The organism is Nocardia yamanashiensis, from assembly GCF_021183565.1.
GTDB lineage: Bacteria > Actinomycetota > Actinomycetes > Mycobacteriales > Mycobacteriaceae > Nocardia > Nocardia yamanashiensis.
The window spans coordinates 4740642-4755529 of record NZ_CP089226.1 but is presented as its reverse complement, the minus strand read 5'-3'; the positions used below and the strand labels follow the sequence as shown (position 1 = coordinate 4755529).

Annotated in this window: 10 protein-coding genes and 1 tRNA gene; 7 read left to right on the top strand and 4 right to left on the bottom strand. The window is 68.1% G+C overall.

Annotated features, from left to right (window positions below):
- Positions 1–26 precede the first annotated feature (26 nt).
- The 3 genes from LTV02_RS22510 to LTV02_RS22500 form a co-directional block, all read right to left on the bottom strand.
- Positions 27–971: a ribose-phosphate diphosphokinase gene (locus tag LTV02_RS22510; protein ID WP_408639417.1), complete on the bottom strand. Its 945-nt coding sequence runs from the start codon at positions 969–971 to the stop codon at positions 27–29.
- A 32-nt stretch (positions 972–1003) separates the two neighbouring features.
- Positions 1004–2485, bottom strand: coding sequence for a bifunctional UDP-N-acetylglucosamine diphosphorylase/glucosamine-1-phosphate N-acetyltransferase GlmU (glmU, locus tag LTV02_RS22505; protein ID WP_067710581.1), 1482 nt, complete (start codon positions 2483–2485; stop codon positions 1004–1006).
- Positions 2486–2592: 107 nt separating this feature from the next.
- Positions 2593–2663, bottom strand: a tRNA-Gln gene (locus tag LTV02_RS22500).
- Positions 2664–3040: 377 nt separating this feature from the next.
- Between LTV02_RS22500 and LTV02_RS22495 the strand changes: the two genes are divergently transcribed.
- From LTV02_RS22495 to LTV02_RS22465, 7 genes are all read left to right on the top strand, one after another.
- Entirely contained in the window at positions 3041–3670 is a 630-nt protein-coding gene (locus LTV02_RS22495) for a TetR/AcrR family transcriptional regulator (RefSeq protein WP_067710582.1), read from the top strand.
- 202 nt (positions 3671–3872) lie between these two features.
- Positions 3873–4520, top strand: coding sequence for a TetR/AcrR family transcriptional regulator (locus LTV02_RS22490; protein ID WP_067710583.1), 648 nt, complete (start codon positions 3873–3875; stop codon positions 4518–4520).
- Between the two features lie 128 nt (positions 4521–4648).
- A complete protein-coding gene (mfd, locus tag LTV02_RS22485) occupies positions 4649–8266 on the top strand; it encodes a transcription-repair coupling factor (protein WP_233033578.1) in 3618 nt (1205 codons plus the stop codon).
- 26 nt (positions 8267–8292) lie between these two features.
- A complete protein-coding gene (locus tag LTV02_RS22480; protein WP_408639416.1) occupies positions 8293–9006 on the top strand; it encodes a MazG family protein in 714 nt (237 codons plus the stop codon).
- 139 nt (positions 9007–9145) lie between these two features.
- The gene (locus tag LTV02_RS22475) at positions 9146–10144 is read left to right on the top strand and encodes a hypothetical protein (RefSeq protein ID WP_233033576.1); all 999 of its coding nucleotides are present in this window, start codon (positions 9146–9148) and stop codon (positions 10142–10144) included.
- A gap of 101 nt (positions 10145–10245) precedes the next feature.
- On the top strand, positions 10246–10947 hold the full coding sequence (locus LTV02_RS22470) for a sensor domain-containing protein (RefSeq protein ID WP_067710586.1): 702 nt from the start codon (positions 10246–10248) through the stop codon (positions 10945–10947).
- Positions 10948–11066: 119 nt separating this feature from the next.
- Positions 11067–14063: a helix-turn-helix transcriptional regulator gene (locus LTV02_RS22465; protein ID WP_233033574.1), complete on the top strand. Its 2997-nt coding sequence runs from the start codon at positions 11067–11069 to the stop codon at positions 14061–14063.
- Positions 14064–14267: 204 nt separating this feature from the next.
- Here the strand turns inward: LTV02_RS22465 and LTV02_RS22460 are convergent, their stop codons facing one another.
- Complete coding sequence (locus LTV02_RS22460; protein WP_067710588.1) at positions 14268–14843, bottom strand: TerD family protein; 576 nt, start codon at positions 14841–14843, stop codon at positions 14268–14270.
- Between the last annotated feature and the right edge of the window lie 45 nt (positions 14844–14888).

The following is a 14888-nucleotide window of genomic DNA, read 5'->3' as shown; positions in this document are numbered from 1 at the left end:
GCCCCTGAGAGTTACGAGAGTTGTCTCTACGCCGACCCGTTGAAAAGGCCGGTGACGGAGCCGTTTTCGAAGACCTCGCGGATGGTCTGCGCCAGCAGCGGGGCGATCGAGAGCACGGTCAGCTGCGGGAAGCGCTTGTCCTCGCTGATCGGCAGCGTGTTGGTGACCACGACTTCCTTGGCGCCGCAGTTGGCGAGGCGCTCGGCGGCCGGGTGCGAGAGCACGCCGTGGGTGGTCACGATGACCACGTCGAGCGCGCCGGCTTCCTTGAGCACCTTGACGGCGCCGGCGATGGTGCCACCGGTGTCGATCATGTCGTCGATCAGGATGCAGATGCGGCCCTCGACCTCACCGACCACGCGGTTGGCGGTGATCTGGTTCGGCACCAGCGGGTCGCGGGTCTTGTGGATGAACGACAGCGGCGCGTCGCCCAGCGCGTTCGCCCACTTCTCGGCGACCTTCACGCGACCGGCGTCCGGGGACACCACGGCGATATTGTCGAGCGCGTAGTTGTTCCGGATGTACTCGACCAGCTGCACCATGGCGTGCATGTGATCGACCGGCCCGTCGAAGAAGCCCTGGATCTGATCGGTGTGCAGGTCGACGGTGATGATGCGGTCCGCGCCCGCGGTCTTCAGCAGGTCGGCGATCAGGCGAGCCGAGATGGGCTCACGACCGCGGTGCTTCTTGTCCTGGCGCGCGTACGGGTAGAACGGCAGTACCGAGGTGATGCGCTTGGCCGAACCGCGCTTGAGTGCGTCGATCATGATCAGGTGCTCCATGACCCACTGGTTCAGCGGGGCCGGGAAGCTCTGCAGCACGAAGGCATCAGAACCGCGAACCGATTCCTCGAACCGGACGAAGGTCTCGCCATTGGCGAAATCCCGGGCGGTCTGAGGGGTGATGTGAACATTGAGTTCCTTCGCCACCTCTTCCGCCAGCTCGGGATGAGCGCGTCCCGAGAACAGCATCAGGTTCTTCTGGTTGTCGGTAGAGAACGCGGTCACGGACGTTCGCCATCCTTTTGCTCGTTGGAAATTTCGTTGGCCGCCAGTGCCGCTTCCGCTGCCTTGGCCGCGTCGGTGCCGGGGCGATTGCGCTGCACCCAGCCTTCGAGATTGCGCTGTGCTCCACCCGACACCGCGAGAGCCCCCGGTGGAACATTTCTACGCAGCACAGTACCTGCTGCGGTATACGCTCCGTCACCCACTGTCACAGGTGCGACGAACATGGTGTCGCTGCCGGTGCGAACATGCGAACCGACCACGGTGTGATGCTTCTTGACCCCGTCGTAATTGACGAACACGCTCGACGCGCCAATATTGCTGTGCTCGCCGATGGTGGCGTCGCCGACATAGGTGAGGTGCGGGACCTTGGAGTGCGCGCCGATGGTGGCGTTCTTGGTCTCCACGAACGCGCCCAGCTTGCCGTCCTCGCCGATGACGGTGCCGGGCCGCAGGTAGGTGAAGGGGCCGACATTGCAGCCGGCGCCGATGGTGGACTTCTCGCCGTGCGCGCGAACGACTTTCGCGCCGTCGCCGACCACCACGTCGGTCAGGGTGGAGTCCGGGCCGATCTCGGCGTCCTCGCCGATCACGGTGTGGCCCAGCAGTTGTACGCCCGGCCGGATGACCGCGTCCCGGCCGATCTGCACATTCCCGTCGATCCAGGTGCTGGCCGGATCCACGATGGTGACCCCGGCGCGCATGTGCCGTTCCACGATGTAGCGATTGAGCGTGCGGCCCGCGTCGGCCAGCTGCACCCGGTCGTTGACGCCGGTGACCTTGGCCGAATCCAGCAGGCGCGCACCGTGAACGGCGTGCCCGGCCTCGCGGGCCAGCTTCAGCACATCGGTGAGGTAGAGCTCGTGGCGGGCGTTGGCGGTGGTGATCTGGGAGAGCATCACCCGCAGCACCCGGGCGTCGAAAACGTATACGCCGGAATTGACTTCGGTGAGGGCGGCCTGTTCCGGGGTGGCGTCGGCGTGTTCGACGATCTCCAGCACCCGGCCCTCGGCATCGCGCACGATGCGGCCGTAACCGTTGGCGTCCTCGGGTTCGAAGGTCAGCACGGTGGCGGCCGAACCGTCGGAGTAGCTGCGGTGCTCGTCGAGCAGGGCGGAGAGCGTATGTCCGTCCAGCAGCGGCACATCGGCGTAGGTGACGAGCAGGTCGCCGTCGAAATCCTCCGGGATCTCGGTGAGCGCGCACTGCACGGCGTGGCCGGTGCCGAGCTGTTCTTCCTGGACCGCGCGGTCGATGTCACGGCCGAGTTCTGCGGCCACCTCGGTGACGGCGGCGCCGACCGCTTCGCGGTCGTGTCCCACCACCGTGATGAGGTACGTCGGGTCGATCTCGTTCGCCGCGTGCAGCGCGTGTGCGAGCATGCTGCGGCCGGCCAGCGGGTGCAATACCTTGGGGGTCTTGGACCGCATTCGAGTTCCGGCACCGGCTGCGAGAACGACGACGGCGGTCTGCTGTGGCATGGATCTCCCTCGGCTGCCGGTCATCGTGCTGAGTTCTTGGTTGCGCCGCCCACAGTTTTGCTGTGTCGGCTATGTGCCGGGGCAACGATAGTGCCCCCGCTCGAGAGCTCCGCCGCCAGGACTCGAACCTGGACTAACTGAACCAAAATCAGTGGTGCTGCCATTACACTACGGCGGATCAATCACCCCGCGGACCGTACGGTTCGCGCGGCTGCATGACTGGCATTGCGATGTAGATACTCGCATGCTCCCCCGCCTCTCCGCGAATTTTTACTCCCCCGCCTCTCCGGGAATTTTTGCCGACGGGCAAGTGCCGTGTCCGGTCTCGTCGCGGAGTCCCTGTTCAGAACGTGCCCGACTCGGCTCGTCCCCGGTGAGTTACCCGGATCTTGCGTGATCAGTTGTTAGGTTTGCGAAGTCTCGAGGAGCTCGCAGGCGGTCCCCACGATGCTTTGACTGCGAGTGTCTGGAACAGTTAGCAGGACGGACGTACGGAATGTGCAGGGAGGCGGAGCGATGAGTTCGGGTGAGGGGGGCCGCGTGTCCCGCCCGCGCATGACCGGAACCCAACGGCGGCAGCAGCTCATCGAGATCGGGCGGGCGCTGTTCGCGGAGCGTGGGTACGACGCGACTTCGATAGAGGAGATCGCGCAGCGGGCGCAGGTGTCGAAACCGGTGGTGTACGAGCACTTCGGGGGCAAGGAAGGGTTGTACGCGGTCGTGGTCGATCGCGAGATGTCTACCTTGCTCGAGATGATCCGGGAATCGCTGACGCAGAACCGGTCGCGGGTGCGGCTGGAGCAGGTGGCGCTGGCGTTGCTCACCTATATGGAGGAGCGCACCGACGGGTTCCGGATTCTGATGCGGGATCAACCGGTGTCGGCGGCCGAGGGCACGTACTCCTCGCTGCTGAACGAGGCGGTGAATCAGGTGGCGCACATTCTCGCCGGGGATTTCGAGCGCCGCGGGTTCGACACCTCGCTTGCCACGCTCTACGCGCAGGCGCTGGTCGGGATGGTCGCGACGGCGGCCACCTGGTGGCTCGACGAACGGCAACCCTCCAAGGAAGTGGTTGCCGCGCATCTGGTGAACCTGTGCTGGAACGGTCTGACCCATCTGGAGTCGGAACCGAAACTCGCCTCGGAATGGCCGAGCGGCAAAGGTTTAAAGAACCCAACGGTCTGATACGTCCGTTGTCGGGCGGTAGAACTGGACAGTTAACCAGCGAATTGCGAAGGAGGACGGGCCGAATGCTCGAATCGGCTGGCATCGCGCAGCCGGGTGGTACGGTTCACCCATCCTTCGAGTGCTGTTCGAACTGTGATGTCGGTCAACTTCGGGATGTCGGTCTACTTCAGGATGGCTGGTTTGATGACAGGCGGATCTGATGGCTAGGCAAGCGCGTGCGGAGATCACTCGCGATTCCGTGCTCGCGGGCGCGGCCGATGTCTTTCTGCGGCTGGGTTACGCGAACGCGTCCCTGTCCGAGATCATCGCGCAGTCGAATGTGACCAAGGGCGCCTTGTACTTTCACTTCGGCTCCAAGGAAGAACTCGCGCGCGCCGTCGTCGATCAGGGCAACGAGCGACTGGTCAGCGCCTGCCAGGGTTTCTTCGATCCCCGCGTGCCGGCGCTCGAGGCCTGCATCGGAATCACCTACGTGGTGGCGGATCTGACCATGAACGATCCGATGGTCGGCGCGATGCTCAAGCTCACCCATCAGATCGGCGACTACCGCGGCGCGGCCGGTGACAATATCGCCAAGACCTGGGGCGAGACGCACCGTTTGCTCGCCGAACGCGCCATCCAGCAGGGCGACCTGAAGCCGGACCTGGACCCGGAGACCATCGGCCTGTTGCTGCAGGAGATGACCACCGGCGTCCACATCGTCGCCGTCAGCACCGAATCCATCGACCAGATGGCGACCCGCATGGAACGCGCCTGGTTCTTCCTCCTCCCTTCCATCGTCCCGGACGAGAAGGTCGCCTACTTCCGCGAATTCGCCGCCCGCCGCCTCCGCCGCTACGTGCAGTAAACCCACTCCTGGGGTCCTCAGGGGCTTGCCCCTGAGAGCTCCGAGAGTTGGTTGACGGGGGTGTCGGGGTGGGCGACTAGAGTGGGTTGGTCGTGCTGAAACGCTGATCTGCGCCCAGGAGTCTCCTTATGCCCGAGCATCGTCCACCTTTGGCGGGACTGGCCGCGGTGGCTGGTGCCGATGCCGCTCTCCAGCAGGTCAGAGACCTGATCGGGCGCGACTCGGCCATGCTGGTGGCGCCCTCGGCGGTGCGGCCGTTCGTGGCCGCCACCATTGCCGGGGAGCGGCCGCTGGTGGTGGTCACCGCCACCGGGCGGGAGGCCGACGATCTGGCGGCGGAGCTGGCGGAGATACTCGGGGACAGCGTCGCGTTGTTCCCGTCCTGGGAGACGCTGCCGCACGAGCGGCTGTCACCGGGAGCGGACACCGTCGGCAAGCGGATGCAGGTGCTGCGGCGGCTGGCGCATCCGGACGAGGGGATCTACGGCGCCCCGCTGCGGGTGATCGTGACGACGGTGCGTTCGCTCATGCAGCCGATGGCGCACGGGCTGGGCGATATCGAGCCGGTGGTGCTGCGGCGCGGCACCGAGTTCGATTTCGACGAATTGCTCACGCGGCTGGTGGAATTCGCCTACGAGCGGGTCGACATGGTCGGCAAGCGCGGCGAGTTCGCGGTGCGCGGCGGCATCCTGGATATCTTCCCGCCGACCGCCGATCATCCGGTGCGCGTGGAGTTCTGGGGCGACGAGGTGTCGGAGCTGCGCTCCTTCGCGGTTGCCGACCAGCGGTCGCTGCACGATGATCCGGTCGACATGGTGGTCGCGCAGCCCTGCCGCGAACTGCTGCTGACCGACGAGCTGCGAGCCCGCGCCGCCGAAGTCGCCACCGAGAACCCGGCCGACGCCGCCCTGGTGGAAATGCTCGACAAGCTTTCCTCGGGCGTACCGGTCGAGGGCATGGAAGCGCTGCTGCCGGTGCTGCAGCCGGGCGAACTGCAATTGCTCACCGACGTGCTGCCCGCGCAAACCCATGTGCTGCTGTGCGATCCGGAGAAGATCCGCACCCGCGCCGCCGACCTGGTCCGCACCGGTCAGGAGTTCCTGGAAGCCTCCTGGACGGCCGCGTCCTTCGGCGGCGCGGCCCCGCTCGGCGCGTACGGCCTGGACCTCGCCGCGTCCTCCTACCGCGGCCTGGACGAAGTGCACGCCGACGCGGACCGGCACGGCCTGCCCTGGTGGACGCTGAGCCCGCTCGCCGCCGACCACCCGGACGAGATCGTGCTCGCGGTGCTGGCCGCCCCGTCCGCGCGCGGTTCCGAGGAACTCGTCGCCACCATCTTCGCCTCGCTGCGCGCCCACGTCTCCACCGGCGGCCGCGCCGTAATCGTGGTGGCGGGACACGGTACGGCGCAACGCATTCAGGAACGCCTGGCCGACGCCGAGGTCCCCGCCGCACCCCTGGCCGCGGGCGCCGAACCGGTGCGCGGACTGGTCGGCGTGCTGTGCGGTTCGCTGCACGACGGCGTGGTCTTCGACGACGCCAAACTGGTCGTCGTCGCCGAATCCGACCTCACCGGCAATCGCGTCACCGCACCCGGCGAGGGCAAGAAACTGCCCGCCAAACGCCGCAACCAGGTCGATCCGCTGGCCCTCACCGCCGGTGACATGGTGGTGCACGACCAGCACGGCATCGGCCGCTTCGTGGAGATGATCGAGCGCACCATCGCCGGCGCCCGCCGCGAATACCTGGTCATCGAATACGCGCCCAGCAAGCGCGGCCAGCCCGGCGACCGCCTCTTCGTCCCGATGGACTCCCTGGACCAGCTCTCCCGCTACGTCGGCGGCGAGATGCCGTCGCTGTCCAAGCTGGGCGGCTCGGACTGGCAGAACACGAAACGCAAGGCCCGCAAGGCGGTTCGCGAGATCGCCACCGAACTGGTGCAGCTCTACGCCGCCCGCCAGGCCGCCCCCGGTCACGCCTTCGCCCCGGACACCCCGTGGCAGCAGGAGATGGAGGACGCGTTCGCGTTCACCGAGACCCAGGACCAGCTCTCCGCCATCGCCGAAGTGAAATCGGATATGGAGAAGTCGGTGCCGATGGACCGCGTCATCTGCGGTGACGTCGGCTACGGCAAGACCGAGATCGCGGTGCGCGCGGCCTTCAAGGCGGTGCAGGACGGCAAACAGGTCGCCGTGCTGGTGCCGACCACGTTGCTGGCGCAACAGCATCTGCAGACCTTCACCGAGCGCATGGCCGGATTCCCGGTGGTGGTGAAGGGCCTGTCCCGCTTCACCGATACCGCCGAATCCCGGGAAATCCTGGAGGGCATGACCACCAAGGACGTCGATATCGTGGTCGGCACCCACCGGCTGCTGCAGACCGGTGTGCGGTGGAAGGACCTCGGCCTGGTCATCATCGACGAGGAACAGCGTTTCGGCGTCGAGCACAAGGAGCACATCAAGGCGCTGCGCACGCACGTGGACGTGCTCACCATGTCCGCCACGCCGATTCCGCGCACCCTGGAAATGTCCCTCGCCGGCATTCGCGAGATGTCGACCATCCTCACCCCGCCCGAGGAACGCCACCCGGTGCTCACCTATGTCGGCGCGTACAACGACAAGCAGGTGGCCGCCGCGGTGCGCCGCGAACTGCTGCGCGACGGCCAGGTGTTCTACGTGCACAACCGGGTCGCCTCGATCGACAAGGCGGCCAAGCGGATTCGCGATCTGGTGCCGGAGGCGCGGGTCGTGGTGGCGCACGGCCAGATGAACGAGGACATGCTGGAGAAGACCGTGCAGGGCTTCTGGGAGCGCGAGTTCGACGTGCTGGTGTGCACCACCATCATCGAAACCGGTTTGGACATCAGCAATGCCAACACCCTGATCGTGGAACGCGCTGACGCGCTGGGCCTTTCGCAGCTGCACCAGCTGCGCGGCCGCGTCGGCCGGTCCCGCGAGCGCGGGTACGCCTACTTCCTGTACCCGCCGGAGAAGCCGCTCACCGAGACCGCCTACGACCGCCTGGCCACCATCTCGCAGAACTCGGATCTGGGCGCGGGTATGGCGGTCGCCATGAAGGACTTGGAGATTCGCGGCGCGGGCAATGTGCTCGGCGCGGAACAGTCCGGTCACGTGGCGGGCGTCGGCTTCGACCTCTACGTGCGCCTGGTCGGCGAGGCGGTGGAGGCGTACCGTGCCGCCGCCGACGGCCGGCCCATCACCGTGGACGAGGAGGTCAAGGAGGTCCGCATCGACCTGCCGGTGGACGCGCACATCCCGCCCGACTACATCGGCTCCGACCGCCTGCGTCTGGAGGCGTATCGCAAACTCGCCGCCGCCCAGGACGATTCCGGGCTGGCGGCCGTGGTCGAGGAACTGGTGGACCGTTACGGCCCGCTGCCCGTGGAGGTGGGCCGGCTGGTGTCGGTGGCCAAGCTGCGGCTGCTGGCGCGCGAGTACTCGATCGCCGAGATCGGCGTCACCGGAACCACTCTCAAGGTGTCGCCCATGCAGCTGCCCGACTCCAAGCAGTTGCGGCTCAAGCGGCTCTACCCGAACGCCACCTACCGCCCGACCACCGGCATCGTGCAGTTGCCGCTGCCGCGGGTGGAGGACAGTGTGGGCGCGGAGCGGGTGCGCGATGTGCAGGTGCTGCAATTCGTCGCCGACCTGCTGCTGGCCTTGGACGGCAAGGCCCCGGGCGCGGTCGACGTGCGGGTCGCGACCGAGGCCACGGCGGCGCGGTGAGCCCGGACCGCACCGGCGATGCGGCCATGACCGCCGCGCTCGGGACCGCCCGGATGACCGAGGCGCTCGGCGAAGCGGTCGAGGTGATGGACCGGCTGTGGAATTTCGGCGGCTGGGAGGTCACCCAGACCCACGATTCGCTGCGCCCGTACCTGCTGGAGGAGACCTACGAACTCCTCGACGCCATCCAGGAGGCCGACGCCGACACCATCCGCGAGGAACTCGGCGACCTGCTGCTGCAGGTCCTGTTCCACTCCCGGATAGCCGAGGCCGCAGGCGAATTCACCGTCGCCGACGTGGCGGCGGCCCTGGTCGCCAAACTGGTCAATCGCAGCCCCCACCTCAGCGATCAGGCCATCGACCCCGCCGCGCCTCTGGCGGAGAAGATCGCCGCCCAGGAATCCGCCTGGGAAATCCGCAAATCCGCCGAGAAGGCCCGCCGCTCCTGCCTGGACGGCATCGCCATGGCCCAGCCCGCCCTGGCCCTCGCCGAGAAGGTCCGCTCCCGCAGCGCCAAAGCCGGCCTCCCCGCCACCCTGATCCCCACCGCCCTCCGCACCGTGGAACTCGGCGGCCCCGACAGCGCCGAAGAACGCCTCCGCAAAGCCACCCTCACCTTCGCCACCGCCATCCGCACCGCCGAAGACGCCGCCGAATCCGCCCGCGGCGAACGCGCCCCCCTCACCGCCGAGGATTGGGTCGAATATTGGCCGAAAGGCCCAGCCCAAGGTGACAACTGATCTCGCGGGAATCGGGGTAACTCCCCGGGTACGCCCAAAATGGTTTCGGCTCCTGGCCGCCTGCACGCGTTGCGAAGAGTTAGCGGCACTTGGCCGGGCGCTCTAGTCCCGGGGAGGCGGAGCAGCTAGCGTCACTGGGGTGAGTGACGAGGAGCGTGGATCTGTCACCGAGTTCTACCCGTCCCGGGCGGGTACCGTCGGCGCGCTGCTGTTCTTCCTGGTGCTGACCGTCCTGCCGTTGCCGGTCGTGCTGGACAGCGCCGAGCATCCGGCGATGCGGCTGGGCGGGCTGGTGACCGTGGCGCTCTTCGGTTTCGGCGTGTACGGCATGCTGCACGAGCTGTTCAGACCGCAGCCGACCTTGGTGATCACCGACGCGGGCTTCACCTATCGGGGATTTCCGCATGTCGGCTGGCACGAGGTGGAGCGGCTGCGGTTGCGGGTGGGGCGGTTGCGGCGCGGCGGCCACGAGGAGCGTTTCGCCGAGGTGATCCTGCGCGATCCCATCGAATTCCGGTCCCGGGTAGTGGCTTTGGGCGATGTGCGCAAACGCCGCGATCCGGATCGCCCGCTGTACATCCTGCCCGAGCGACTACCCGTGCCGGTGGCCGAGGCGGTCGAGGCCATGGTGGCGCACTATCCGCCGCTGGTGCTGGCCGACGGCGACGAGGCCCCGATGGCGCGCTCCGGCGACCTGTCCGCCGATCTGGAGATGGTCGAGGCCGCGCTGGTCGGCGTGCTCACCGATATGCTCCCGCCCGGCTGGGCGTTCGCGGTGCTGTGGTTCGTGCTGGTCGGCGAGGAGGGGCACGCCGGCATCCAGGTGCAGCTGGCCGACGAATCGGTGCGCAATGTGAAGCTGGCCGACGAGACCGACGAGGACATGGTGCTGGCCGAGGAGCTGCTGGCCCTGCTGGGCCGGCACAAGGAGCTGTCCTACGACCAGATGACCGGCACCTGGCTGAGCGGCCGGGTGGCCACCAAGGTCGATGCCGACGGCGTGCAATTCCAGTTGTCGCGCAAGGAGATTCCGGAGTGGGTGCCGGTCCCGGAACCGGATCAGTGCCGCCGCGAACTGGCCGCCTTCCCGCGCGCCGGAGACGAGATCCCGCAGTGGATGCGGGAGCGCATCGCCTGAAACGCCCGGCGCGCCGGATGCCGGACCTGTCCGCACCGGACGTTCGGCCGCTCGACCCGTTCGCCGCTATGCTCGGGTTGACCGCGGCGCGAGGAGGGCATATGCGGGGGCGCGGTATCGCCATGGGGCTGGCGCTGCTGTTTCTGGTGACCGGTTGCGGCGGGGTCGTGAACGGTACGGCGGCACCGGATCCGGCGGTGGTGAAGCTGCCGAAGCTGACCGCGGACAAGATCCCGGACATGCTGCTGACGCCCGACGAGACGGGCAAGATCGTGGCGTCGAGCAAGCTGGTGCAGAAATTCGAGAACACGGTGCCGACCGTCCCGAAGTACACCTACAGTCCGCCGGACTGCGGTTCGCTGCTCTACAGCGGGGACAAGCGCAGCTACGGCGACACCTGGACCGGGTACCGGCTGCGGTCGTATCAGGAACCGGGGGACGACTACGACCACAATATTTTCCAGGCCGTCACCACCTACAAGAATTTCGTGGTGGCCGAGGATCTGGTGGCGAAGTATCGCGCTTTCCTGGCGAGTTGCAAGGACAGCGATGTCACCAACACCTCGACCGAGACCGGTAAGTCCAACACCACGCGGGTGACGGCGATCCAGCACAATTCCGATCCGTCGGCGGTGTCGGTGGACTGGGTGCTGACCTCGAAGTCGAACAAATGGTTCTGCTCGAACACCATTCGCACGGTGGGCAATGCGGTGATCGAGACGGCCAGCTGCGCCACCGCGGACGCCCGCACCGCCGCGATCATCGCCGACAAAATCGCGGCGAAGATCAAACAACAGCACTGACTTTCACGTACCGGACATTCCGGTCGACTTTGCGGGAGCGGCTAACACCGGCGGCATCGGCGCTGATTAGCAGGTTGTGCCCAGACCATGTGTCCCGCGTCACTCCCACCCCTTCCGCCATGTCCGGCGAGGGTGAATTGATCGGCCGGGACGCGGAACTCGGGCTGCTGCGGGTCGAACTCGCGGCGGCGCTGGCCGGGCGCTCTCGCATGGTGCTGTGCTCGGGGGAAGCGGGCATCGGCAAGACCCGGCTGCTCGGCGCACTGGCCCGCGAGGCCGCCGATGCCGCGGTCCCGGTGCTGTGGGCGCGCTCGGTCGAACTCCACGATTCCCCGCCGTTCTGGTTGTGGCGGCAGATGATGGGCGAATCCGGCGTGGCCGACACGCTTTCCGAAGCCGGTGACGCCGCCGAGCGCGCCCTGCTCTTCGAGCGCATCGCCGCCTGGCTGGACGAGCTCACCGCCGCGCACGGCGCGCTGCTCATCGTCGACGACATCCAATGGGCCGACGAACCCTCCCTGGACGCGCTGCTGCACCTGGTCCGCTCGCTGCGCCGCCATCGCCTGCTGATCTGCGCCGCCGAACGCACCGCCGCCGACACGGTATTACCCGGCTGGCGCGCCGTCCGCCCCCGCCTGCTCCCCGAAGCCGATGTCGAAACGGTCCTGCTGCAAGGACTCTCACACCCCGACACCGCCGCCTACCTGCGCCGCGAATCGGGCCGCGAACTACCCGTGCCGCTCGTGCGGCAAGCCCACGCGCTCACCGCCGGAAACCCCTTCTACATCCGCGAACTCGCCCGCGGCCTGCGCCATCCCACCCCGAATCCGATGCTCCCGCAGCTCACTTCGGAACCGCACGCGTCCCGCCGCAGCGACCCGGCGCCGTTCACCTTCACGGTGCCCGCCGCCCTCGAACAGGATCCGCCGCTGCGCCCCGGCGACGACGAGATCTCCGAGACCGCCGGCCTCGACGTTCCGCCCCGCCTGACCGATATCGTGACCGTCCGCATCTCGATACTGTCCCCGGCGACCCAGGAATTCCTGCGCGCCGCAGCGATTCTCGGCCAGGAGTTCGACCTGGCGGTGGCGGCGCGACTGGTCGAGCGGACCCCGGCGCAATGCCTGCCCGAGGTGGATGAAGCGGTCCACGCCGGTGTGCTGGCCGAGACCGCGCCGCCGGGCCGCGTCGAATTCGTGCACGGTCTGGTGCGTTCGGTCCTGATGTCCGGCCTGTCGCTGCACCGCCGCACCGAACTCCATCACCGCGCCGCGGTGGCGATCGAAGCGCTGTACCGGGACTGCCTGGACGCCCACCTCGCCGAACTGGCCCACCATTGGTCGACGGTGGCGGTGACGGGCGACCGCCCGACCGCCGTTGCCTGGTGCACCCGCGCCGCCGAATACGCTCTGTCGCAACTCGATTTCGACGAAGCGCAACGCCTGTACGACCTGGCCTCGGCGACCGCCGCGGAATCCCTGCCGCTCACCGCGCGCGGTCACCTGGCCCTGGCGAAGGCCGACGCCGCGTTCCGAGCCGGCCGGCTCCCTGCCGCCCGCCAATGCTGCCGCGATGTCGTTCTCGCCGCCCGTCGCGCCGGCGACCCGCTGCTCCTGGCGACCGCCGCCCTCACCCTGGAACCGATCGGCCGCCTGGACTGGGACCGCGACCTTCGAGACTGGTGTGATGCCGCCCTCGCCGCCCTCCCGCTGTCCGGTCCGGATCGCACGTCGATGGTGGAAGTGCTCGCAGCCAGTGACGATCGACCGACGATAGGGGAGTTGCGGGCGCGGTTGGTGGCGCGGCGGACCGAGGCGGCGGTCTATTGCGGGGCGGGCGGGGATGCGGAGGTGATGTCGGCGGCGGCGTTGATCGCGGCGGATCGGGCTGGGGGCGAGGCGGTGGTGGATGCGCTGCGGTCGCGGCAGTGTGCCTGTGGGGGACCGGAGTTCGTGGAGGAGGGGGCGCGGCTGGCGGGGCGGTTGATCGAGATCGGGGTGGCGGAGCATCGGCCGGAGGTGGAGTTGCGGGGGCGATTATGGGCGGTGGAGGTGTACGGGCAGCGGGGGCGGCTGGATCGGATGGATCGGGAGATCATCCGGATGGGGTGGTGTGTGGAACGAGTGGGCGGGCCGGTGGCGCGGTGGCAGTTGCTGCGGGCGCGGGCCGGGATGGCGCAGGCGCGTGGGGAATTCGAGGCGGCGCTGCGGCTCGGGAGGGAGGCGTTCGAGACGCTGGAACCCGGTGGGTATCCGCGGGTGCTCGCCTATGCGGGGCTGCTGACGATGGTGGGTCATCATTATGGGCATCGGCCGGAGTTCGTGGGGGAGTTGCTGACCCGGGCCGAAGGCGAGGTGCGGGCGGAGTTGTTCGTACTGCTCGCACCCGCCTGGATCGCCGCCGATCAGGGTCGCGTCGAGGTGGCCGAGCATCTGTTCCGCCGCGCGGGACCGCCTGCCGCGTGGGATGTTCCGGATGATCTCCGGCTGGCCTACTACGCCGTCGGCGCCCGGATCGCCGCCGCGATCGGCGATCTCGATGCCGTCCGTTTCTTTCACGGCCGGCTGAGCCCGTGGCGCGGCCGCCACATCACCTGCACCGCGGGCAGTCTCGGGCCGGTCGAATTGACCCTCGCCGTCTGCGCCATCGCGCTCGGCGAAGGGGACAAGGCCGCCGCCGAACTCACCGCCGCCGCGACGGCCTGCGTCGGCAGCGGCGCGGCCGGTTACGCCGTCGAGATCGCCTGCCTGCAAGCCGAGGTCGCCCGCGGGTCCGGAGACCACACGGCCGCAACGGCTTTCGCCGAACCGGCGGTCAGCGCCGCCCACGCTCTCGGCATGATCCCGTGGGCCGAACGCCTGTGCGCCGTCCTGGAACCGCCGCAACCGGTGGCGCGGCTGCGCGCCGCCGACGCGCCCCCGCCCGCGGCGGCCCCACTGTCGGAACGAGAGTGGCAGGTGGCGGTGCTGGTGGCGGCGGGCGCGACCAACCGCGCCATCGCCCGCGAACTGGTGATCTCCGAACGCACGGCCCAGAACCATGTGCAGCACATTCTCACCAAACTCGGTTTCGGCAGCCGCAGCCGAATCGCCGCCTGGGTCACCGGATTGCGATGAGTAGCGGATGAGTAATTCGGCGGATTCGGTCGTTGCGTTCGGTCGCTACCGTGAGTACAAGTCTGTCCCCGACCACCCGAAAGGCATTCGTACGCAACGCGGTACTGGGGCTCGAGGGGTGCTCCGGATCGCCGGCCGGTCCGCAATGAGCAGCGGCGGCGCGGACCCTGCCCGCGCCGCCGCTCGGCGATGTCACGCCGGCTCTCAGACGTTGACCCCGTAGTCGCGGGCGATCCCCGCCAGCCCGGACGCGTACCCCTGCCCGATGGCCCGGAACTTCCACTCGTTGCCGTGCCGGTACAGCTCCCCGAACACCATGGCGGTCTCGGTGGAGGCGTCCTCGGTGAGATCGAACCGCGCCAGCTCGGCGCCCGTCATGGCGTCGACCACGCGAATGTAGGCATTGCGGATCTGGCCGAAGGACTGCCGCCGGATCTCGGCCTCGTGAATCGAGACCGGGAAGAAGATATTCGTGATGTGCGGCGGCATACCCGCGAGATCGACATTGATGGTCTCGTCGTCGCCCTCGCCCGCGCCGGTGAGATTGTCACCGGTGTGCTCGATGGTGCCTTCCGGCGAGCGCAGGTTGTTGTAGAACACGAAATGCGCGTCCGACAGCACCCGCATATTCGCTCCACAGGCCAGCGCGCTCGCGTCCAGGTCGTAATCCGCCCCGGTGGTGGTCCGCACATCCCAGCCCAGGCCGACCGCGACCTTGGTCAGATTGGGGGCCTGCTTGGACAGCGAAACATTTCCGCCCTTGGCCAGACTGACGCTCACAGTTCTCCTTCCCCGCGGTGCCGTCACACCGCATCCCCACCCGAT

What these genes read in the sequence shown, in the direction of transcription:
- LTV02_RS22495 (WP_067710582.1), top strand. Translation starts at nt 3,041, where the DNA reads ATGACCGGAACCCAACGGCGGCAGCAGCTCATCGAGATCGGGCGGGCG.
- LTV02_RS22480 (WP_408639416.1), top strand. Translation starts at nt 8,293, where the DNA reads ATGACCGCCGCGCTCGGGACCGCCCGGATGACCGAGGCGCTCGGCGAA.
- LTV02_RS22510 (WP_408639417.1), bottom strand. Translation starts at nt 971, where the DNA reads ATGCTGTTCTCGGGACGCGCTCATCCCGAGCTGGCGGAAGAGGTGGCG.
- LTV02_RS22490 (WP_067710583.1), top strand. Translation starts at nt 3,873, where the DNA reads ATGGCTAGGCAAGCGCGTGCGGAGATCACTCGCGATTCCGTGCTCGCG.
- mfd (WP_233033578.1), top strand. Translation starts at nt 4,649, where the DNA reads ATGCCCGAGCATCGTCCACCTTTGGCGGGACTGGCCGCGGTGGCTGGT.
- LTV02_RS22470 (WP_067710586.1), top strand. Translation starts at nt 10,246, where the DNA reads ATGCGGGGGCGCGGTATCGCCATGGGGCTGGCGCTGCTGTTTCTGGTG.
- glmU (WP_067710581.1), bottom strand. Translation starts at nt 2,485, where the DNA reads ATGCCACAGCAGACCGCCGTCGTCGTTCTCGCAGCCGGTGCCGGAACT.
- LTV02_RS22465 (WP_233033574.1), top strand. Translation starts at nt 11,067, where the DNA reads ATGTCCGGCGAGGGTGAATTGATCGGCCGGGACGCGGAACTCGGGCTG.